Source organism: Sphingobium anseongense (genome assembly GCF_037725245.1).
GTDB lineage: Bacteria > Pseudomonadota > Alphaproteobacteria > Sphingomonadales > Sphingomonadaceae > Sphingobium.
The window spans coordinates 371,860-390,423 of record NZ_JBBJUL010000002.1; the positions used below are offsets into that span (position 1 = coordinate 371,860).

Below are 18,564 nucleotides of genomic sequence, written 5' to 3' on the forward strand. Positions count from 1 at the left end.
GACTCTAAGCGCCGCCCTATTCGTCATCATCGGCGTCGTCACGAAGCTCGTCCTCATCGTCCATCTGCGGCTCGCCCGCAAATGCATCCATATCGATCCGGCCGGAGCGGTTCATCTCCTCCATGCGCTCCACCAGGTCAGGCACGTCGTCCGGGATGATCTGCGCCGGATTGGGCCGCCCGCCGCGCTCGCTCTCCTCGGCCAGGTCGGTCGCTCGCAACCGCGCATCGCGGGCGACATCATGCGCCTGCGTGCCGCTGTCGCGCTGTTCATCATTTTCCTCGGTCACGTCGGGAAAGCGGGTGGCGTCGTCACGGTCCATGGACAAACTCCTGTTCTGCCTCACAAACCGTCGACGCGCGCGCCCGTTCCCTGATCAGCACCAGGGTTGGCGCGCCCCACCCCAGGTTCGCGCCAGCCCTTCGGCCACCAGCAGCCCGCCGATCGAGACGCCATCCCGCGTTACCACCCGCAGCTTGCGATCGTAGCGGTCGGTATCGCGCGCGCCTTGTTCCAGCGTAAACGGCCCCGCATTCAACAATTGTTGCAGACGGTCGGTCGCACGCGCGCCCAGTGCACCTTCCTGGGCGCAGCGCGGTCCGTGGGTTTCAGGCGTGTCGATATCGGCGATCCGGTATTTCGTTCCGCCAAACCAGAATGTGTCGCCATCGACGACGCAGTTCGCGCCGCCGCCATAGTGACAAAGGTCGAACCGGGCGGACAGGCTGTCGCTGCCGGTCGTGCCGCTGATCGAGGACGGTGACGCGATCCGGGACCGCCATTGCGGCGCATACCAGCCGATCAGAAAGGCAAGCAGGAACAGGTTGATGATGCTGACGGGCGTCAGCGAGGTCCGCTGCCGTCTGCTGCGATAGGTAAAGGGTGTGGCCATGCGCTCATCATACGGCCGCGCTGGCAAACAAGGGCTTAAACCCGGTCCATCATTGCGCCGCTTTGGCGCGAAGCGACAAGGCTCTGGACAGCGCCCCGCGCGCCCGGCACAAGCCGCGCGACTTCATGCCCCCAACCACAGGGAAACCCATGCCCCGCACATTGATTTCCTCCGGCTCGCCGTTCGAGGCGCAGGTCGGCTATTCGCGCGCCGTCGTTCAGGGCGACTGGTGCTTCGTCGCCGGCACAACCGGCACCAATCCCGATACCAAGCTGATGCCGCAGAGCGTCGTCGAACAGAGCCGCAACGCGCTCAAAGTCATCGGCGCGGCGCTGGAGCAGGCCGGCTTTTCCTTTGCCGACGTCGTGCGCGTCACTTATTATATCACCGATCCGGCCTATTGGGACGATCTGGGCCAGGCGACAGCCGCTGTGTTCGGCGACATCCGCCCCGCCGCGAGTTGCATCGTCACCGGCCTCATCAAGCCGGAAATGAAAATCGAGATCGAAGTCACCGCCTTCAAAGGTTGAACCCATGATTACCATGTACGGCATCAAAAATTGCGACTCCATCAAGAAGGCCCGCAACTGGCTGGACAATGAACGCTTTTCCTACAATTTCCACGATTATAAGGTGTCGGGTATCGATGACGCCACCCTGCGCCGCTGGGTCGGCGAACATGGTTGGGAAACCATTCTCAACCGTTCGGGAACAACCTTCCGCGCGCTGGACAGCGGCGACAAGGCGCATATCGATGCGGACAAGGCGATCTTTCTGATGATTACCAACCCGTCGATGATCAAGCGCCCCATACTCGACACCGGCCGCGAAACCATCGTCGGTTTCAAGGCGTCGACCTATGAGGCCGCGATGGCCGGGGTCAAGGCGTGAGGCGTCATGGCCTGCTGCACCTTTGCCTCCTGCTTCTGGGCCTGCTGACCTTGGCCCCCGCCGTCTCCGCCGAGCCGCTGATTATCGCCCATCGCGGCGCCAGCGGTGAGCGGCCCGAACATACGCTGGCCGCCTATGAACGGGCGATCGACCAGGGCGCCGATTTTATCGAACCCGATCTGGTGCTTACCAAGGACGGCGTGCTCGTCGCTCGCCACGAAAACGAGATCGGCGGCACGACCGACGTCGCCAGCCATCCCGAATTCGCTAGCTATCGCACGACCCGGACCATCGACGGACGGGAAATGACCGGCTGGTTTACCGAGGATTTCACTCTCGCCGAGTTACGCACCCTGCGCGCCCGCGAACGGTTGCCCGACCTGCGCCCTGCCAACAAGCGCTTCGACAACCTCTATCCGGTGCCCACCTTCGAAGAGATATTGCAACTTGTCCGCGCGAAGGAAGCGGAGGCGGGACGTCGCATCGGCGTCTATCCCGAAACCAAGCATCCAAGCTATTTCGCCAGCATCGGCCTGCCGCATCAGGCGCCGCTGCTCGCGTTGCTCGACCATTATGGCTACGCGACCGAAGCTGACCCGGTGTTCATCCAGTCGTTCGAAGTCGGCAATCTGAAAGCCATCCGTGCGGTGTCGCGGCTCCGCCTCATCCAGCTGGTCGATGCAGAGGGCGGCCCGGCCGATCTACCCGGCACGACCTATGCCGACATGCTGAGCGTCGAGGGATTGAGCGCGATAGCCGCCTATGCCGACGGCATTGGCCCCGCCGCCGGACAAGTGCTGGCGCCCGAGGGCGCGACCGCACTGGTCGGCCGTGCCCATGACGCGCGGCTGGAAGTGCATGTCTGGACGATGCGGCTGGAAAATATCTATCTGCCGGCGCTTTTTCGGCGGGCCGACGATCCGCAGGGCCATGGCGATTTCGCCGGCTATGTCCGCGCCATCGCCGCCACCGGCGTCGACGCGCTGTTCAGCGATTTTCCGCTCCAGGCCCGGGCTGCCCTGAACCCTAATCCCTAGCGGGCGCTTGTAAAATCGTTCGTCGCGCGCGATGGATGGGCCATGCTGTCGCAGAAGACCCGTTATGCCATCCGTGCTCTCCAGCATTTGGCCGACCGTTACCGCCAGGGGCCGGTGCCGCTGGGCGAGATCGCGACGCGCCAGAACATCCCGGCCAAATTCCTGACGGTCATCCTGTCCGAACTGTCGCGCGAGGGACTGGTCGCGACCCAGCGCGGCCGCGACGGCGGCTATTGGCTGGCGCTGGCTCCGGTCGACATCAGTTACGGCGATATCGTGCGCCTGACGCGCGGATCGCTGGCGCTGACACCCTGCGCCAGCCGCTTCGCCCATGAAAGCTGCACCAATTGCCTGCCCGAATCGGAATGCCGGCTGCACCGTGTCATGCTGCGCCTGCGCGACGAAACCGCGCGTGTGCTCGATGGCATCAGCCTGGCGGAAACCTTCGCCGTCGAATAGCGTATCGGGGGGCTTGTGCCGGCCCCGCCTGTTCGCCACATCGGCACCATGACCACGCCCCCGCTTCAGGCCACCCTGATCCCCGTCACGCAATTCCAGCAGAATTGCACGTTGCTCTGGTGCACCCGCACGATGAAGGGGGCGTTCGTCGATGCCGGCGGCGATCTCCCCAAGCTCAAGGCCGCCGCAGCGCAGCATGGCGTGACGATCGAAAAGCTGCTGGTGACACACGGCCATATCGACCATTGCGGCCAGACCGGCATACTCGCCCGCGAGCTTGGCGTGCCCATAGAGGGGCCGCATGAAGAGGACCGCTTCTGGATCGATCAGTTGGGAACCGACGGGGCGCGGTACGGCATGAGCGGGGAAATCTTCGAGCCTGATCGCTGGCTGGTGGATGGCGACCAGGTGACGGTTGGCGACCTGGTGCTGGATGTCATCCATGCGCCAGGCCACACGCCGGGCCATGTCATATTCCACCACGCCCCCAGCAAGCTCGCGATTGTCGGCGACGTGCTGTTCCAGGGCTCGATCGGTCGCACCGACTTTCCGCGCGGCAACCATCGGCATCTGATCGATTCGATCACGGGCAAGCTATGGCCGCTGGGTGATGACACCGCCTTTGTGCCAGGGCATGGGCCGATGAGCAATTTCGCCCATGAACGGCGGACCAACCCGTTCGTCGCCGATTCAGTGGTCGGCCGGACCTAGAGCGATCGATCCGGTTGCAACGGACCGACCGTTCCGGCCGTGTATTTCGCACGGCTCAGATCGTCGGATGTCCCCGTCTGATCGGAAACCGGTCTAAACCTGCGCTGCCAAAGCCGCAGGTGCCGGGACATCGCGGGTGCCGCTATAGGCCGCATAAAGCGCTGCGATCGCCAACACCAGCAACACCACCCATGTCGCCGTGATACCGGCGGCGCGGGCTGCATTGGGCCGGTCCATGTCCATGCCAAGGGTATGAGCGACACGGCTGACGATATAGACAAGCGCGACGATCCACAGCCAGAGCGCCGCGCCCAGCGCCAGTTCGATCAGCGCAAAGAGAATAAGCGCGATCGGCGTATATTCGATGAAATTGGCATGTGCGCGCATTCGCCGGACCAGCCGCGGATCACCGCCGTCGCCATGCAGCACCTTGCCGGCAATGCGGAGTTGCGAACAGCGAAGCGCCAGCCAGAGATTGAGCAGCGCGCAGGCGGCCGCGAGCGTCAGCGTAATGGGTAACAGCATCGGTAGCCCCTTTCATGGGTATGGGCGCAGAGCATGCGATCTGGGGTGGGTGGGCACAAGGAAGGACTTGCGCCCCCGGCAAAAAAGGCTATAGGCGCAGGGCTTCGCGATCAACCGGGCCGCATGGGTCTGCGGCGTCATTCGCCGTCGGCATCCCGTTCGGACACCGGCCAGTCGCCCACATCAAATATGGAATACAGGTGCCGATATGGCTGTCCCAAAGCGGAAAACATCTCCTTCCAAGCGCGGCATGCGCCGCAGTCACGATTCGCTGCGCATCGAATCGTTTCAAGAATGCTCCAACTGCGGCGAACTGAAGCGTCCGCATAATCTGTGCGATGCCTGCGGCCATTATAACGGCCGTGAAATCGTCGCCGTCGGGGCGTAAGCACTTCCGATTCCGATCCCAAAAGGGGTGAAAAAGTGAGCAGCCAACCGCGAATCGCAATCGACGCGATGGGCGGGGACGTTGGCGTGCGCGTGATGATGGCAGGCGCGGCGCTTGCACGTCACCGGCATGATGGGCTGCGCTTCACCCTGTTCGGTGATGAAACCGAGATCAAGGCCGCGCTCGACCGGCATCCCAATCTGCGGGCGGCCTCCGACGTCATCCACGCGGCTAGCGTTGTGGCAGGCTCGGACAAGCCGAGCGCTGCGATCCGCAAGAAGAACAGTTCGATGAGCCTCGCCATCGCGGCGGTGAAGGCGGGCGATGCCGGCGCGGCGGTTTCGGCCGGCAACACCGGCGCATTGATGGCGATGGCCAAGGTCGCGCTGCGCACCATGCCGGGCGTCGATCGCCCTGCGCTCGCGGCGCTGCTGCCAACGCTGGGCGCGAACGATGTGGTCATGCTGGATCTGGGCGCGAACACCGAATGCGACGCGCGCAACCTTGTCCAATTCGCGGTGATGGGCGCGGCCTATGCCCGGATCGCCTTCGATCTGGAGCGGCCCCGCGTGCGGTTGATGAACATCGGCACCGAAGAGATGAAGGGCACCGAAGAGATACGCGACGCCGCCGCGATCCTGCGCACGGCGTCGCTGCCGATGGCATTTGAAGGCTTTACCGAGGGCGACAAGATCGGCAGCGGCGATGCCGACGTCATCGTATGCGATGGCTTTTCGGGCAATGTCGCGCTCAAGACGGCGGAGGGCACGGCGCGTTTCGTAACCGACCTGCTGCGCCGCGCCTTTACCAGTTCGGTCCGCTCAAAAATCGGCTTCCTGATCTCCAAACCGGCCATGCACCTGCTCAAGCATCATCTCGATCCCAACAACCATAATGGCGCAGTCTTTCTGGGCCTGAACGGCGTCGTGGTGAAAAGCCATGGCAGCGCCGACGAAAAGGGCGTGGCCAACGCGGTCCATGTCGCGGCTCGCCTGCTCGAAGAAGACATCACCCGCAAGATCGCCGGCGACATGGCGCATCTGCGCCCGTTGTTCGCGCCGGCATCCGGCACGGCGCAGCCGGCGAAATGATCAGATCCATCCTTCTGGGCACGGGATCGGCCCTGCCGGCGCGGGCCGTTCCCAATGCGGAACTGGCGCAGACCGTCGATACGAGCGACGAATGGATCGTCGAACGGACGGGCATTCGCAACCGCTATATCGCTGCCGATGGCGAAACCACCGCCACGTTGGCGACGCTGGCGGCGCGTGCCGCTATCGACGCCGCCGGGCTGGAACCTGGCGCGATCGACCTCATCATCCTGGCGACCGCTACCCCGGACCAGACTTTCCCCGCCAGCGCGACCTTGGTCCAGGCCGCGCTTGGCATCGACGATTGCGTGGCCTTCGACGTGGCGGCGGTGTGTTCGGGCTTCCTTTACGCGCTGACCGTCGCCGACAGCATGATCCGGTCGGGTGCGGCCAGTCGCGCGCTGGTGATCGGGTCGGAAACCTTCAGCCGCATCCTCGACTGGGAAGATCGCACCACCTGCGTCCTGTTCGGTGACGGCGCGGGCGCGATCATACTCGGCGGGGAAGAGAGCGCGGATGATAATCCCGCCACCGCGCGCGGCATATTGGCCGCCAAGCTGCATGCCGACGGTCGGCACAACCAGCTTCTCTACGTCGATGGCGGCCCATCGACCACCGGCACGGTCGGCAAGTTGCGGATGAAGGGGCAGGAGGTCTTCCGTCATGCCGTGGTCAACCTCGCTTCGGTGCTGAACGAGGTGATGGCCATCGCCGGCATGTCGGCGCAGGATATCGACTGGCTGGTCCCGCACCAGGCCAATGCCCGCATCCTCGATGCCACCGCGCGCAAGCTGAAGCTTTCGCCGGACAAGGTCGTCGTGACGGTCGATCGCCATGCCAATACGTCCGCAGCGTCGGTCCCGCTGGCGCTCGACGTTGCGGTGCGCGACGGACGGATCAAGCCCGGCGACTTGGTCGTGCTGGAAGCGATGGGCGGCGGCTTTACCTGGGGCGCATGCGTCCTGCGCATCTGAATTCTTCGGTCTTCAGGTCGGATAGCAGCAAATTCTGCTGATCTTACAGCGGCAACTTGCGCATTGGTTGCAGATGCAGCACATTCCCTGTCGATCATCCGCGCCCGATGATTCAGTGGGGAGCCTGGGCGCCTGAAGGTATCTGATGACCGGCAATGGAACCCTGACTCGCGCCGATCTGGCCGAATCCGTCAATCGCCATATCGGCCTGTCGCGCGCCGAAGCGGCGACGATGGTGGAATCCATCCTTGAACATATGTGCGCGGCGCTCGCGCGGGGCGAAAATGTCAAGATTTCCAGCTTTGGAACCTTCGTCCTGCGCGACAAGACCCAGCGCATGGGCCGCAATCCCAAGACCGGCATCGAAGTTCCGATAGAACCGCGCCGCGTGCTGACCTTCCGCGCGAGCCAGACGATGCGCGACCGGATCGCCAGCAGCTGACGCACGACTCCCTGGGCCACATCGCCCCGATTCGCCAATATGTTACCAAGGTTGACGTTGTGCCGGTCTTGGGTGCAACATCATCGTCATGAACAAGGCGGAGGGGGCATTTCTGACCATCAGCGAGCTCGCCGCCGAGCTTGGGTTGCCCCAGCATATCCTCCGTTATTGGGAAAGCCGCTTTCCCCAGCTGCGTCCGCTCCAGCGGTCGGGTAACCGGCGCTATTATCGCCCCGCCGACGTCATGCTGGCACGCCGGATCAATCAGTTGCTCAATGTGGAGGGGTTCACCGTGCGCGGCGCGCAGAAGGCGCTGTCCGAAGTCGCCACCCCGGACCGCCAGCCTGCGACCGGGCCGCAATCGCCCCCCGTTCCAGCGTCGAATGGCAGCATTCTCGCTCGTCTCGAAGCGATCCGCGCCCTGCTCGCCGAGGCGCTGGAGACATAGCGCTGCTACAGTGCGCAGGCATAGACCAGATCTTCGAACGACGTCGCGCCGACCATGAAGATCACCCGACCGATCTGTTCAAAGCCATGCCGCGCATAAAAGCGGCGGGCGCCCTCGTTCTGCGGATAGACCGCGAGCAACAATCGGCGCGCTCCACGGCTGCGCGCCTGCGCCATGACATGACGCATCAGATCGCCGCCATTGCCACCGCCCTGCCAGCCGCTCAGCAGATAGATGCGCTTGAGCTCGATATCGCCGGCCTCGAGCGGCACAGCCAGGTCGGGCGGGGTCAACATGGCATAGCCCACGGGCGCGCCCAGTGGCGTTTCACCCAATAGCAGCCATTGTGCCGGGTCAGCGATCGCGGCACGATAATAGTCCTCGCTGTGCGCGCTGCGGATATGTTCGACCAGCGCGTCGCCCGGATGGTCATGCGCAAAGCTGGCAAGAAAGGTCGCGCCGCCCAGTATCGCGAGAGCCCGCGCATCGCCCGGCTCGGCTCGTCGCCACCGGATCGGCGTCATATGCCCGCCCTTACCGAGATTCCGGCCCCAACGCCGGGTCGAGATCGCGCGGCCGGGTGAAACTCACCAGGCTGGCGACTCCCTCCTTCGCATCGGCCCAGCGATCGATCGCCAGGTCCATGACGAGCAGGCTGGCGGTGGGGAATTTCGCCTCGACATCCTCGCGCAGCGGGCAACCGCCTTCCGGCGGCACCAGGTCGAGAACCAGTTCCTCCAGCCCAGGATTATGGCCAGCGATCAGGGCGTTTTCCACTTTCTCGGGCAATTCGCGAATCACGTCGAACAAGGTCGGGGCGGCGGCCAGGTAGATGCGCCGGTCCCATTGCGGTTCGAGCGTCGTGCCATAGCCGTCGAAAAATGTGTCGAGCGTCTCGCGCACCCGGACAGCGGGCGATGCCACCAGATGATCGAACATCATCTTGCGGTCGCGCGCGAACTGGCCGATCAGCCGGGCGGCCTTTTTGCCGCGAGCGTTGAGCGGTCGGTCGAAGTCGCGAGCCACCGGATCGTCCCAGTCGGACTTGGCGTGGCGCAACAGGGTCAACCGCTTCATTTCTTCTCCAGCCGGCCGAGGTCGGATTCGTTTCCCTGATGCACGACTGGCGCGCCTTCGCCAAGGCCATCGCCGCATGAATCGGCGCTGACGGCGATGATTGCCTGGTCCAGCGTGACCCGACGGATCGGCACGCCCCCCGGAAACGCACTCAGCAGGCGGCTTGGCATCGCCGCCGACAGGATGACGAAACTGCCCTTGTCGCCCGCGCGCCGGATGAGCCGGCCAAAGGCTTGCGCCAGCCGCGCGCGAATCAGTCGGTCGTCGAAACTGCTGCCCCCGCCGGCAAGTCGCCGCGCGCCGTGCAGCACCGTGGGCTTGGGCCAGGGCACCCCCTCCATCACCACCAGCCGCAGCGAATGGCCCGGCACGTCCACGCCGTCGCGCAGGGCATCGGTGCCGAGCAGCGACGCGCGTGGATCGTCGCGGAAAATATCGACCAGCGTGCCGGTGTCCATCGGATCGACATGCTGCGCATAGAGCGGCAGCCCGACCCGCGCCAGCCGGTCGGCGATGCGCGCATGGACGATGCGCAGCCGGCGGATTGCGGTGAACAGGCCGAGCGTGCCTCCGCCCGCCGCCTCGATCAACCGCGCATATGCCCCCGACAGCGCCGCCAGGTCGCCGCGCCGGATATCGGTGACGATCAGCACCTGGGCATTGGCAGCATAGTCGAAGGGACTTGCCGCCTCGAACCGCGCCGCGCCGCGCGGCAGATGCAGCGCGCCGCTGCGGCTATCGGCAGTGTCCCACTCGCCCCCGCCCTTGAGGGTCGCCGACGTCACGATAACGCCATGCGCCGGCTTGAGCACGATTTCGGCCAGCGGACGGGTTGGGTCGAGCCAGTGGCGGTGCAGGCCGATATCATATTCGCGCCCCTCGAACCGGTCGACCGCCAGCCAGTCGACATGGTCGGGATCGGCCGGGCCGCCGATCCGCGCCAGCAGCGCCAGCCATGCCGCCACCAGATCGCAGCGCCAGCCAAGCGAAGCCACCGCACCTTCAATCCGCGCTCTGGCCGGGCCGTCCAGCCAGTCCGGCGCATCCTGCACCACCGCTTCCAGCCGCTTGGCCAGCCGCGTCAGCGGCCGCAACAGCGCATCGAGCGACTGCGCCGCTTCCTGCGCCGCCTCGACCAGCGGACCGTCAGGTTCGGCCAGTTCGGTTTCCAGACCATAGCCGGCATCGGTTTCACCATTTTCGGCGGCACGCGCGTAAACGGTGCCGCGCACCGCCGCCAGCAACCGCTCGACCGGGCCGAACGGATCGCCAGCGACGATGCGCTTGAGCCATTCGTCGCCCGGTAGCGCATCGGCGGCGCGGCGCGCCTGTTCGATCGCCTCGCCGCCTTCTGCATCATAGCTAGCGACATCGGAAAGGCGTGCCGCAAGGCCCCGGCGGCGCCCGCGAGCATTGCCCTCCGGCCCGATCACCCAGCGGCGAAGTTCGATCGCCTCCTGTCCGGACAGCGCGACCGAAAAGGTCGAATCGGCGGCATCGAACAGATGATGGCCCTCATCGAAGATGATGCGGTCCGGCCTTTGCCCGCTTTCGCGACCCCGCGCGGCGTTGATCATCACCAATGCATGATTGGCGATGACGATATCGGCCTGCGCCGAGGCGCGCGCCGCCCGCTCGATGAAGCATTTGCGATAATGCGGGCAGCCGGCATAGATGCATTCTCCCCGCCGGTCGGTCAGCGCGGTCGATCCATTGCGGCGGAACAGCGTCGGCAACCAGCCCGGCAGGTCGCCGCCCACCATGTCGCCATCCTTGCTGTAGGCCGCCCAGCGCGCGACCAGGTGCGCCAGGATCGCGGCGCGCCCGGCGAATCCACCCTGCAACGCATCCTCCAGATTGAGCAGGCAAAGATAATTTTCCCGCCCTTTTCGAATCACCACATGGCGCGCGGCGATGTCGACATCGGGAAACAGTCGCAACGTTTCGCGATCCAGCTGGCGCTGCAACGCCTTGGTATAGGTCGAAATCCACACCGTGCCGCCCGCCTCGCGCGCCCATAGCGATGCGGGCGCAAGATAGCCCAGCGTCTTGCCGATGCCCGTCCCCGCCTCTGCCAGCAGCATGTTTGGCTGGTCGCGCGCCGCGCGCGGAACGAAAGTCGCGGCTGCCGCCTGTGCATAGGCGCGCTGGCCGGGGCGCGGCTCCGCGCCTGCCCCTGTCAGCATGTCCAGCCGGTCGAGGACCGCCGCTTCGCTCAGCGCGATGGCGCGGGGCGCGGGACGCGGCGCCTGCTCCTCCCATTCGGGCAGTTTCGAAAACAACCAGCGTTCGGCTTCGCGGGGCTTGGCGATTCGCGGCGCGATCAGATGCGCCCAGGGCCACCGCAGCCGCGCAAGCGTCTGGGCGCCGGTCCACGCGCCTTCGCGCTCGCGCCAGTCCGCGGCATCCAGCCGCGCGACCAGCGCGGCCGTGATGGCCTGCAGCACCTGTGCGATATCCGATTCGTCATCGGGAGGCCTCAGCCCCAGCGCCTGCGCCAAACCCTTGGCGGTCGGCACGACGAAGCGCGCGGGATGGACGAATGCCCATAATTCAAGCAAATCCAGTCCATTAAGTTCAGGATAGCCCAGCCGCTGTCCGGTCAATGGCGCATTGAGCAGAAGGACCGGCGTTTCGGCCGCTCGCGCGATCGCCCGCCCCTTGGGCAGCGCATGGGTCTGACCATCTTCCCGCAGCCAGACACCGCCATGGCTTGCATGCAGGGCTGGCAGAGAGGCGGGCTCGATCACGTCACCGGCTTAGTCCAGCGGGAACAAAAGGGAAACCGCCTTTGCGGTCAAATGCCCCGACGGCCAAAGCCGCCGCCGGGCACGCTGGCGAACGCCGGCTGGCGCGGCTGATAAATCGGCACAGGCCCGCGCTGGGCGAGCCGGGCAGCCTCCAGCAACTCGAACAGCGGGCCGTCATTCATCTCGAACGGAAAGCGGATGCCCATGCGATCGACTTCGGACCAGCGGACCGTGCCGAACACGATATGACCGTCCAGGTCTATCTGGCATTGCATCTTTGGCGGCAGGCTACACCCCAAAATCTGGGCGCCGCCTTCGCTTAGGTCGACGATACGTCCTTCCAGGCTGTCGAGCACGGTTGTAACCACGACCGGAATGTCGACGACGATGCGCTCGCGGCTGCGAATGATCTGCATAGTCCCTCCAGGGCGTCAATTATCGGTCGTCAGGGTTAATGAAGTTTGAAGCCGCGTTCCCCTTCTGCACACCATGCTGATTTTTCTCGCAGAAAAGGGCGTTTCCTTTCATCCCGCGCGGCGGTAGGGCCTTGACCCATGACTGTTTCCCATTCCATCCGCGCGGCGGCGCTTGCATCCAAGGCCTGGCCCTATGAAGAGGCCCGAAAGCTGCTCAAGCGCTATGCCGATGCCCCGCCCGCCAAGGGGCATGTCCTGTTCGAAACCGGCTATGGCCCCTCGGGCCTGCCGCATATCGGCACCTTCAACGAAGTGCTGCGCACGACGATGGTGCGCAATGCCTATCATGCGCTGTCGGACGTGCCGACCCGCCTGATCGCGTTCAGCGACGACATGGACGGGCTGCGCAAGGTGCCCGACAATGTCCCCAACAAGGACATGCTGGCCGCGCATCTGGGCAAGCCATTGACGCAGGTGCCCGACCCGTTCGAAAAGCATGAAAGTTTCGCGCATCATAACAATGCGATGCTCCGCGATTTCCTCGATCGCTTCGGTTTCGACTATGAATTCGTTTCGGCGACCGAACGCTATCGCGCGGGCGCATTCGACGACACGCTCAGGCTGGTGCTGCGTCGCTATCAGGCGATCATGGACATCATGCTGCCGACGCTGCGCAAGGAGCGCCAGGCGACCTATTCGCCGGTCCTGCCCATCAGCCCGAAAAGCGGCATCGTGCTTCAGGTCCCGGTCGAGGTAGTGGACGCCGAAACCGGCCTGGTCCGCTTCGAGGATGAGGGTGAAACGATCGAGCAATCGATCCTGTCGGGCGGCGCCAAGCTGCAATGGAAGGTCGACTGGGCGATGCGCTGGGTCGCGCTTGGCGTCGATTACGAGATGGCCGGCAAGGACCTGATCGATTCGGTCACGCAAAGCTCTAAAATCTGCCGCGCCCTCGGCGCTCGCCCTCCCGAAGGCTTCAACTACGAAATGTTCCTCGACGAAAAGGGCGAGAAAATCTCCAAGTCCAAGGGCAATGGTCTCAGCCTCGAACAATGGCTGACCTATGGCCCGCAGGAAAGTCTTGCCTTCTATGCCTTTCGCGAGCCCAAAAAGGCCAAGCAACTGCATATGGGCGTCATCCCGCGCGCGGTTGACGAATATTGGCAGTTTCGCGGCAATTACCCCGCCCAGACGGTGGAACAGCAGCTCGGCAACCCGGTTCACCACGTCCATGACGGCGTGCTGCCGCCGGGCAGGCTGCCGGTGACCTTCGGCTTGCTGCTCAACCTTGTCGGCGTTATGGGGGACGCCAGCCCGGATCAGGTCTGGGGCTATCTGCGCAACTATGTCGCGGACGCGGACGCGGCGACCTATCCCGAACTCGATGCGCTGATCGGCCATGCGCTTGCCTATCACCGCGATTTCGTTGCGCCGATGCTGCAACGCCGCGCGCCCGAAGCGAACGAGGCGGCGGCGCTGCGAAGGCTGGGCGCCGAACTTGCGGCCTTGCCCGAAGGCGCCTCCGCCGAGGACATCCAGAATATCGTCTATGCCATAGGCAAGGACGATGCGTTCGGCTTTGCCGAACTGCGCGACTGGTTCAAGACGCTCTACCAGACGCTGCTCGGTGCCGACCAAGGGCCGCGCATGGGCAGCTTCATCGCGCTCTATGGTATCGAAAACAGCCGCAAGCTGATCGGCGAGGCACTTTCCCGATCCTGAACCCGCGACGAACGGAACATTCACTTAGGATACACGTTTCCAACGTCGGTCCACCCCCTTTCGGACTGATAATGCGCCTCGCGCGTTATCGGCCGCGCCTGCCTGGAAACGGGCGGCGCGGCCAAGGGGCGGGGTATAAAAGGAAAAGACCCGGATCTCGCGATCCGGGCCTTTTCCTTTGTTGGTACTGTCAGATCAGACTGGTCACCAGAAGAAGCCGCGGTGCACCTGGATCACGCGACCGGTCCGGACATTGACCAGCATCACGTCATTATAATGACGGACCCAGCGCTGATTGGCCCCGACCCGGGGCAGGCGATAGCGATAGGGGTCGCTGATATAGTAGCGCGAGATGTAATAGACCGGGCGCAACTGCTGGCCCTGGTTCCACCTGTTGTAGCGAAACGGCGCGCGCCAGTTGCCGCCACGATAGGCGTCGCGATGCGTACGGCGGTAGTCGCGCCAATCCTCACGCACCTCGCGCCGCGCGTCGCGAACGTCGCGCCGCTCCTCACGGACATCGCGGCGATCGCCGTGGCGCTGCGCCTGACGCAATTCACGCTGCTCCTCGCGCAGTTCGTGCTGGCTGTGGCGCACTTCGCTGCGGGACTGGGCCATGGCGGCGCCCGGCAGAGCCGTTGCTGCCATCAGCCCCAAAATGATCAACTTACGCATATGTATCTCCCATCAGCATGGATGCCGAAAAAGCTGCTGTCGGAAAAACCGGTTGGTTCCGGTCAGGTTCCCGATTCAGCAATGCCCTTATCGGCCAAGCGGGCTGAACGGGCGGAGAATGGACGCGTCAGTTATCAGTCATTTATGTCGCAAATTGTATTACGCTTGCCCCGGCTCCGATATCAGGCCGATGGCGTCCAGCGCCGCTCGCGAAACCATTTGGTGACGACATATTTGGTGCCGGTCTCAACCGGGAGGGCCGCATGCACGCTCATCGGATTGGGCGCGCCGTGGCGATCCAGGTTGTTCCATATCAAAAGCATCCCCTCGCATGGCGGGACCATGAATTCGCAGTGCGGGAAATGGGTTTCGCCGCCCGCGCCCACCGGCGACAGATAGATCATCGCGGTCCAGCAACGTTGCCCGCCCGACCGTCGCATCGCCTGCCAATAATGGGCGGCAGGGGGAAAATAGTCGCAATGAACCTTATATTCCTGACCCACCGTATATCGCTGCCCCTGCAAGGTTTCGCCGCTGTCGTGGTCCAGCCCGGTCAGCGCGCAGATCCGGTCGCTGACCGCCACCACGGTCGGTTCCCAGGGGTTGAGATGGCAGCTGTGGCTGGTGCGATAGTCCGGGTTTTCGCCGCCCGAAAACAATGTCGACGGCTGCGCCTCCGCGTCGATCAGGCGGCGCAAATGCGCGCATTCCGTGGCGCTCAGAAAATCATGCCGGCCATAAATGTCGATATGCGGCGTGTCGATCCGACTCACCATCGGATTGCGGTTGAGTCGGGCGCGCACAGCGTCCCCGATCCGCGCGCGCGCCGGGGACGCCACGCCACCATCGTCAGGATCGGACTGGGTCATGCTCAGGCTCCTGCAACGACATATCGCCACAGGCAAATAAAAAGGACCCGGATCGCTCCGGGTCCAGTGTTCCTGAAGGCCAGTTCAGGGCGTGGGATCTTCCGGCATCACCAGAAGAAATCATGGATCACGTCGACGACATAGCCATCGCGGGTGTCAACGAGCAACGCATCGTCATAATAGCGCACCCACCGCAGCGAGCCGTAGGCCGGCGGCAAGCGATAACCGGCCGTGTCGTCCAGCCAATAATTGTTGGAATAGAGCAGGCTGCTCAGCACGATGCCGACGGAGAAGCGGCGATAGCCATAATCCCAGCCCCGAGGTGCGTAATAGCGTCCCGCCCGATAGCGGTCGCCAAAGCGCGAACGGTTGCTCTGCCAATCGTAGCGGCGATCATTGCGCCAGCCATTGTCCCAGCGGCGTTGATTGGTCCAGCGGGTGCGGTCGTCGAAACGACGATTGTTGGACCAGTCGCGGTTGCCGGGCCGGTTGTCGTTGCGCCAGTCGCGGCGATCATCCCGTCGCTCATCCCGGCGATCGACACGCCGGTCCTGACGGTCGCCGCGCTGATCCTGCCGCCAATCGCGCCGATCCTCGCGGCGATCCTGACGCCCGTCCTGCCGGTCGTCGCGCTGCGCCTGCCGCCAGTCCTGGCGCTGGTCGCGACGCGCCTCGATCGCGGCGGCCGGTGCCGTCACACGCTGCACCTGACGCTGCTGGCGTTGAGGCTCGACCCTTTGCCGGGCCTCGGCGCGCTGCTGCGCCGCCACCTGCGCGCGTTGACGCACCTCGACCGGGCGCTGATAGTCGGCGCGTTCCTGCTGCCGCTGGGCACGCTGCTGCCCGGCATCGCGCTGCTGCGACCAGCGCGCGTTGCCACGTTCATTCTCACCGCGCTGCGCATAGGCCGGCGCGATGCTGCCGAGCGTGGTCGCGGTCATCAGCCCGGCCAGCATCCATTTCTTGAAATCAGCCATGTCTCATCCTCTCGCGGGCCAAGCGCCCGACATGGCTTGCTTCTAGACCGCCGTCGATGTCGCAAGGCTGAATTCACTTGTCAGCCTAGCGAAAGGATGCCGCGTACGAGATGGGGCGACGGCGAGCCTAACGCCCCTTCCAGACGCCGGCGCGCTTTTCGACAAAGGCGGCCATGCCTTCGGTCCTGTCCTCGGTCGCGGTCAGGATCTGGAACAACCGCCGCTCGATCAGGATCGATTGCGACAGGTTGGTTTCGAAGGCCAGGTTGACCGCCTCCTTGTTCACCATCGCGGCCATCGGCGGCATCGCCGCAATCTGGGTCGCGGTCCTGAGCGCTTCGTCCAGCAGGTCGGCGGCGGGCACGACGCGCGAGACCAGGCTGGCGCGCTCGGCTTCCTGCGCGTCCATCATGCGACCGGTCAGGCACATCTCCATCGCCTTGGCCTTGCCCACCGCGCGGGTCAGGCGCTGTGAACCGCCCATCCCCGGCGCAACGCCCAGCTTGATTTCAGGCTGGCCGAATTTGGCGGTGTCTGCCGCAATGATGAAATCGGCCATCATCGCCAGTTCGCAACCACCGCCGAGCGCAAAGCCCGCCACCGCCGCGATCCACGGCTTGCGCGTCGCCACGACGCGCGACTGCCAACCGGCGAAGAAATCCTCAAGAAAGAAGTCGGCCGCCTGCTTGTCCGCCATCTGCTTGATGTCGGCGCCCGCGGCAAACGCCTTTTCGCTACCCGTCAGCAGAGCGCATCGCTGCGAAGGGTCTGCGTCATAGCGGGCAAAGGCATCGGCCAGGTCTTCGAGCACCCGGCTGTTGAGCGCATTGAGCGCCTGCGGGCGGTTGAGGGTGATCAGCGTGACCGCGTCGCGCTGTTCAACGATGATGGTGTCATAGGACATGGCCGACCTCTTCCTTGATGCAACGGGCGCTGGTGCGCTTGCCATAGGCGGACGCCGGGCCGAAGAAAAGCGGCCCCTGCGCGACCGGCCTTTTCTACACGGGACAGGAAATGCAGAGCTTGTTGCCCACCGGATCGCGCAGATAGGCCGCATAGGCGCCAAAGCCCTTGCGTGCGCCCGGCGGATCTTCACAGGTCGAGCCGCCCGCGGCGAGGCCGGCATCATGCCATGCCCTGACCTGTTCGGGGGATGCGGCGGCAAAGCCGATGGTTCCGCCGTTGGCGACCGACGCCGGCTGACCGTCGATCGGCCTGGTGATGCCAAAGGCGCCGGCCGGAACCCGATAGAATACCCGTCCCGTCGCGTCGGTTTTCCCCGCGGGAATATCCATCGCGCCGAATATCGCATCGTAAAAGGCTTTAGAGGCCGCGATATCGTCAGCACCTACCATCACGTGGGTGAACATGATTTGCCTCCCAGCACCCGTTCAATGCCGATTTAGCGCATCGGGACCGGTTGCCGATTCCGAGGGACAAAAAAAAGGCGCCGAAGCATTTGCCCCGGCACCCTTTATCTTGTCAGTTGCCCGGAGTTCAAGCAGCAGCGGGCAGCGCCGCCTTCGCCTGGGCGATGATGGCGCTGAACGCCGCGCCTTCGTGCATCGCGATGTCGGCAAGGACCTTGCGGTCCAGGTCGATTCCGGCGAGCTTGAGCCCGTGCATGAACTGCGAATAGGTCAGCCCCTCGGCGCGAACGCCGGCGTTGATGCGCTGGATCCACAGGCCACGGAAAGACCGCTTCTTAACCTTGCGATCGCGATAGGCATATTGGCCGGCCTTTTCGACGGCCTGGCGGGCGATGCGGATCGTGTTCTTGCGACGGCCATAATAGCCCTTCGCCTGTTCCAGGATGCGCTTGTGCTTGGCGCGGGTGGTAACACCCCGTTTGACGCGTGCCATTGTCCTCTACTCCTTACTTCAGGCCGTAGGGTGCCCAGAGGCGGACGTGACCCACGTCGGCATCGGACAGCACGGAAGTGCCACGGTTCTGGCGAATATATTTGGCGTTGTGGCTGATCAGGCGGTGACGCTTGCCGGCGACACCATGCTTGACCTTGCCGGAAGCGGTGAATTTGAAGCGCTTCTTCACACCGCTCTTGGTCTTGAGCTTGGGCATTTTCGTCTCCTTGGACTGACGTGGCGGACCATCGCGGCAGCCCTACTGGCCGGACCGTCCCATCAAATTCCCGCGTGCCAGAAGCCCGCAGGAACGCGCGCCTATAGGTGGCCAACCGTATAAAGGCAAGCGATTCGGAC

At 64.4% G+C, this 18,564-nt stretch carries 25 protein-coding genes; 11 read left to right on the forward strand and 14 right to left on the reverse strand.

The annotated features are described in order from the left end of the window. Positions 1-16: 16 nt before the first annotated feature. Both WG908_RS04055 and WG908_RS04060 read right to left on the reverse strand, forming a co-directional pair. On the reverse strand, positions 17-322 hold the full coding sequence (locus WG908_RS04055; protein WP_340185285.1) for a hypothetical protein: 306 nt from the start codon (positions 320-322) through the stop codon (positions 17-19). 54 nt (positions 323-376) lie between these two features. Continuing rightward, positions 377-892: a thermonuclease family protein gene (locus WG908_RS04060; RefSeq protein ID WP_340185286.1), complete on the reverse strand. Its 516-nt coding sequence runs from the start codon at positions 890-892 to the stop codon at positions 377-379. 149 nt (positions 893-1,041) lie between these two features. On the opposite strand from WG908_RS04060, the gene WG908_RS04065 reads away from it, so the two are divergent. Genes WG908_RS04065 through WG908_RS04085 form a run of 5 tightly spaced genes read left to right on the forward strand, consistent with a single transcriptional unit; the run spans position 1,042 to position 3,990 of the window. Then, entirely contained in the window at positions 1,042-1,422 is a 381-nt protein-coding gene (locus WG908_RS04065) for a RidA family protein (protein ID WP_340185287.1), read from the forward strand. A 4-nt stretch (positions 1,423-1,426) separates the two neighbouring features. Beyond that, positions 1,427-1,783: an ArsC family reductase gene (locus WG908_RS04070; protein ID WP_340185288.1), complete on the forward strand. Its 357-nt coding sequence runs from the start codon at positions 1,427-1,429 to the stop codon at positions 1,781-1,783. After that, positions 1,780-2,820 carry a glycerophosphodiester phosphodiesterase gene (locus WG908_RS04075; protein WP_340185289.1) on the forward strand — a complete coding sequence of 347 codons (1,041 nt, stop codon included), beginning with the start codon at positions 1,780-1,782 and terminating at the stop codon, positions 2,818-2,820. The genes WG908_RS04070 and WG908_RS04075 overlap by 4 nt, the downstream gene beginning before the upstream one ends. Positions 2,821-2,862: 42 nt before the next feature. After that, a complete protein-coding gene (locus WG908_RS04080) occupies positions 2,863-3,279 on the forward strand; it encodes an RrF2 family transcriptional regulator (RefSeq protein WP_340185290.1) in 417 nt (138 codons plus the stop codon). A 48-nt stretch (positions 3,280-3,327) separates the two neighbouring features. Next, a complete protein-coding gene (locus tag WG908_RS04085) occupies positions 3,328-3,990 on the forward strand; it encodes an MBL fold metallo-hydrolase (RefSeq protein WP_340185291.1) in 663 nt (220 codons plus the stop codon). 93 nt (positions 3,991-4,083) lie between these two features. Here WG908_RS04085 and WG908_RS04090 read toward each other — a convergent pair whose 3' ends face one another. Next, a complete protein-coding gene (locus WG908_RS04090; RefSeq protein WP_340185292.1) occupies positions 4,084-4,515 on the reverse strand; it encodes an MAPEG family protein in 432 nt (143 codons plus the stop codon). Positions 4,516-4,723: 208 nt separating this feature from the next. Here WG908_RS04090 and rpmF point away from each other — a divergent pair, with 208 nt between their 5' ends. The 5 genes from rpmF (at position 4,724) to WG908_RS04115 (ending at position 7,858) form a co-directional block, all read left to right on the forward strand. After that, positions 4,724-4,903 carry a 50S ribosomal protein L32 gene (gene rpmF, locus WG908_RS04095; RefSeq protein WP_340185293.1) on the forward strand — a complete coding sequence of 60 codons (180 nt, stop codon included), beginning with the start codon at positions 4,724-4,726 and terminating at the stop codon, positions 4,901-4,903. Positions 4,904-4,971: 68 nt separating this feature from the next. Continuing rightward, the gene (gene plsX, locus WG908_RS04100) at positions 4,972-5,994 is read left to right on the forward strand and encodes a phosphate acyltransferase PlsX (RefSeq protein WP_340185390.1); all 1,023 of its coding nucleotides are present in this window, start codon (positions 4,972-4,974) and stop codon (positions 5,992-5,994) included. Continuing rightward, positions 5,991-6,968, forward strand: coding sequence for a beta-ketoacyl-ACP synthase III (locus WG908_RS04105; RefSeq protein ID WP_340185294.1), 978 nt, complete (start codon positions 5,991-5,993; stop codon positions 6,966-6,968). The genes plsX and WG908_RS04105 overlap by 4 nt, the downstream gene beginning before the upstream one ends. Before the next feature lie 145 nt (positions 6,969-7,113). Further along, complete coding sequence (locus WG908_RS04110; protein WP_340185295.1) at positions 7,114-7,410, forward strand: integration host factor subunit alpha; 297 nt, start codon at positions 7,114-7,116, stop codon at positions 7,408-7,410. 88 nt (positions 7,411-7,498) lie between these two features. Continuing rightward, positions 7,499-7,858, forward strand: a complete 360-nt coding sequence (locus WG908_RS04115; protein ID WP_340185296.1) for a MerR family transcriptional regulator — start codon at positions 7,499-7,501, stop codon at positions 7,856-7,858. Between the two features lie 5 nt (positions 7,859-7,863). On the opposite strand, the gene WG908_RS04120 is transcribed toward WG908_RS04115, so the two are convergent. The 4 genes from WG908_RS04120 to WG908_RS04135 are packed head-to-tail and all read right to left on the reverse strand — an operon-like array spanning position 7,864 to position 12,101. Further along, complete coding sequence (locus tag WG908_RS04120; RefSeq protein ID WP_340185297.1) at positions 7,864-8,382, reverse strand: GNAT family N-acetyltransferase; 519 nt, start codon at positions 8,380-8,382, stop codon at positions 7,864-7,866. A 10-nt stretch (positions 8,383-8,392) separates the two neighbouring features. Beyond that, entirely contained in the window at positions 8,393-8,935 is a 543-nt protein-coding gene (locus tag WG908_RS04125; protein WP_340185298.1) for a SixA phosphatase family protein, read from the reverse strand. Then, positions 8,932-11,685: an ATP-dependent DNA helicase gene (locus tag WG908_RS04130; protein ID WP_340185299.1), complete on the reverse strand. Its 2,754-nt coding sequence runs from the start codon at positions 11,683-11,685 to the stop codon at positions 8,932-8,934. Before WG908_RS04130 ends, WG908_RS04125 begins: the two co-directional genes overlap by 4 nt. Before the next feature lie 47 nt (positions 11,686-11,732). Then, positions 11,733-12,101: a PilZ domain-containing protein gene (locus tag WG908_RS04135; RefSeq protein WP_340185300.1), complete on the reverse strand. Its 369-nt coding sequence runs from the start codon at positions 12,099-12,101 to the stop codon at positions 11,733-11,735. 138 nt (positions 12,102-12,239) lie between these two features. Between WG908_RS04135 and WG908_RS04140 the strand changes: the two genes are divergently transcribed. Beyond that, entirely contained in the window at positions 12,240-13,823 is a 1,584-nt protein-coding gene (locus WG908_RS04140) for a lysine--tRNA ligase (RefSeq protein WP_340185301.1), read from the forward strand. A 204-nt stretch (positions 13,824-14,027) separates the two neighbouring features. Here WG908_RS04140 and WG908_RS04145 read toward each other — a convergent pair whose 3' ends face one another. From WG908_RS04145 to rpmI, 7 genes are all read right to left on the reverse strand, one after another. After that, on the reverse strand, positions 14,028-14,498 hold the full coding sequence (locus tag WG908_RS04145; RefSeq protein WP_340185302.1) for an RcnB family protein: 471 nt from the start codon (positions 14,496-14,498) through the stop codon (positions 14,028-14,030). 182 nt (positions 14,499-14,680) lie between these two features. Continuing rightward, a complete protein-coding gene (locus WG908_RS04150; protein WP_340185303.1) occupies positions 14,681-15,367 on the reverse strand; it encodes a prolyl hydroxylase family protein in 687 nt (228 codons plus the stop codon). 107 nt (positions 15,368-15,474) lie between these two features. Next, positions 15,475-16,344 (reverse strand): RcnB family protein, encoded by an 870-nt coding sequence (locus WG908_RS04155; protein WP_340185304.1) that lies wholly within the window; start codon positions 16,342-16,344, stop codon positions 15,475-15,477. A gap of 127 nt (positions 16,345-16,471) precedes the next feature. Then, the gene (locus WG908_RS04160; protein WP_340185305.1) at positions 16,472-17,248 is read right to left on the reverse strand and encodes an enoyl-CoA hydratase-related protein; all 777 of its coding nucleotides are present in this window, start codon (positions 17,246-17,248) and stop codon (positions 16,472-16,474) included. Between the two features lie 94 nt (positions 17,249-17,342). Then, positions 17,343-17,714, reverse strand: a complete 372-nt coding sequence (locus WG908_RS04165; protein ID WP_340185306.1) for a VOC family protein — start codon at positions 17,712-17,714, stop codon at positions 17,343-17,345. Positions 17,715-17,841: 127 nt separating this feature from the next. Then, the gene (gene rplT / locus WG908_RS04170; RefSeq protein ID WP_340185307.1) at positions 17,842-18,207 is read right to left on the reverse strand and encodes a 50S ribosomal protein L20; all 366 of its coding nucleotides are present in this window, start codon (positions 18,205-18,207) and stop codon (positions 17,842-17,844) included. Positions 18,208-18,220: 13 nt separating this feature from the next. Next, on the reverse strand, positions 18,221-18,424 hold the full coding sequence (gene rpmI, locus WG908_RS04175; RefSeq protein ID WP_340185308.1) for a 50S ribosomal protein L35: 204 nt from the start codon (positions 18,422-18,424) through the stop codon (positions 18,221-18,223). Positions 18,425-18,564 lie beyond the last annotated feature (140 nt).

What these genes read in the sequence shown, in the direction of transcription:
- WG908_RS04055 (WP_340185285.1), bottom strand. Translation starts at nt 322, where the DNA reads ATGGACCGTGACGACGCCACCCGCTTTCCCGACGTGACCGAGGAAAAT.
- WG908_RS04060 (WP_340185286.1), bottom strand. Translation starts at nt 892, where the DNA reads ATGGCCACACCCTTTACCTATCGCAGCAGACGGCAGCGGACCTCGCTG.
- WG908_RS04065 (WP_340185287.1), top strand. Translation starts at nt 1,042, where the DNA reads ATGCCCCGCACATTGATTTCCTCCGGCTCGCCGTTCGAGGCGCAGGTC.
- WG908_RS04070 (WP_340185288.1), top strand. Translation starts at nt 1,427, where the DNA reads ATGATTACCATGTACGGCATCAAAAATTGCGACTCCATCAAGAAGGCC.
- WG908_RS04080 (WP_340185290.1), top strand. Translation starts at nt 2,863, where the DNA reads ATGCTGTCGCAGAAGACCCGTTATGCCATCCGTGCTCTCCAGCATTTG.
- WG908_RS04085 (WP_340185291.1), top strand. Translation starts at nt 3,328, where the DNA reads ATGACCACGCCCCCGCTTCAGGCCACCCTGATCCCCGTCACGCAATTC.
- WG908_RS04090 (WP_340185292.1), bottom strand. Translation starts at nt 4,515, where the DNA reads ATGCTGTTACCCATTACGCTGACGCTCGCGGCCGCCTGCGCGCTGCTC.
- rpmF (WP_340185293.1), top strand. Translation starts at nt 4,724, where the DNA reads ATGGCTGTCCCAAAGCGGAAAACATCTCCTTCCAAGCGCGGCATGCGC.
- plsX (WP_340185390.1), top strand. Translation starts at nt 4,972, where the DNA reads ATGGGCGGGGACGTTGGCGTGCGCGTGATGATGGCAGGCGCGGCGCTT.
- WG908_RS04105 (WP_340185294.1), top strand. Translation starts at nt 5,991, where the DNA reads ATGATCAGATCCATCCTTCTGGGCACGGGATCGGCCCTGCCGGCGCGG.
- WG908_RS04110 (WP_340185295.1), top strand. Translation starts at nt 7,114, where the DNA reads ATGACCGGCAATGGAACCCTGACTCGCGCCGATCTGGCCGAATCCGTC.
- WG908_RS04115 (WP_340185296.1), top strand. Translation starts at nt 7,499, where the DNA reads ATGAACAAGGCGGAGGGGGCATTTCTGACCATCAGCGAGCTCGCCGCC.
- WG908_RS04120 (WP_340185297.1), bottom strand. Translation starts at nt 8,382, where the DNA reads ATGACGCCGATCCGGTGGCGACGAGCCGAGCCGGGCGATGCGCGGGCT.
- WG908_RS04125 (WP_340185298.1), bottom strand. Translation starts at nt 8,935, where the DNA reads ATGAAGCGGTTGACCCTGTTGCGCCACGCCAAGTCCGACTGGGACGAT.
- WG908_RS04135 (WP_340185300.1), bottom strand. Translation starts at nt 12,101, where the DNA reads ATGCAGATCATTCGCAGCCGCGAGCGCATCGTCGTCGACATTCCGGTC.
- WG908_RS04140 (WP_340185301.1), top strand. Translation starts at nt 12,240, where the DNA reads ATGACTGTTTCCCATTCCATCCGCGCGGCGGCGCTTGCATCCAAGGCC.
- WG908_RS04145 (WP_340185302.1), bottom strand. Translation starts at nt 14,498, where the DNA reads ATGCGTAAGTTGATCATTTTGGGGCTGATGGCAGCAACGGCTCTGCCG.
- WG908_RS04150 (WP_340185303.1), bottom strand. Translation starts at nt 15,367, where the DNA reads ATGACCCAGTCCGATCCTGACGATGGTGGCGTGGCGTCCCCGGCGCGC.
- WG908_RS04155 (WP_340185304.1), bottom strand. Translation starts at nt 16,344, where the DNA reads ATGGCTGATTTCAAGAAATGGATGCTGGCCGGGCTGATGACCGCGACC.
- WG908_RS04160 (WP_340185305.1), bottom strand. Translation starts at nt 17,248, where the DNA reads ATGTCCTATGACACCATCATCGTTGAACAGCGCGACGCGGTCACGCTG.
- WG908_RS04165 (WP_340185306.1), bottom strand. Translation starts at nt 17,714, where the DNA reads ATGTTCACCCACGTGATGGTAGGTGCTGACGATATCGCGGCCTCTAAA.
- rplT (WP_340185307.1), bottom strand. Translation starts at nt 18,207, where the DNA reads ATGGCACGCGTCAAACGGGGTGTTACCACCCGCGCCAAGCACAAGCGC.
- rpmI (WP_340185308.1), bottom strand. Translation starts at nt 18,424, where the DNA reads ATGCCCAAGCTCAAGACCAAGAGCGGTGTGAAGAAGCGCTTCAAATTC.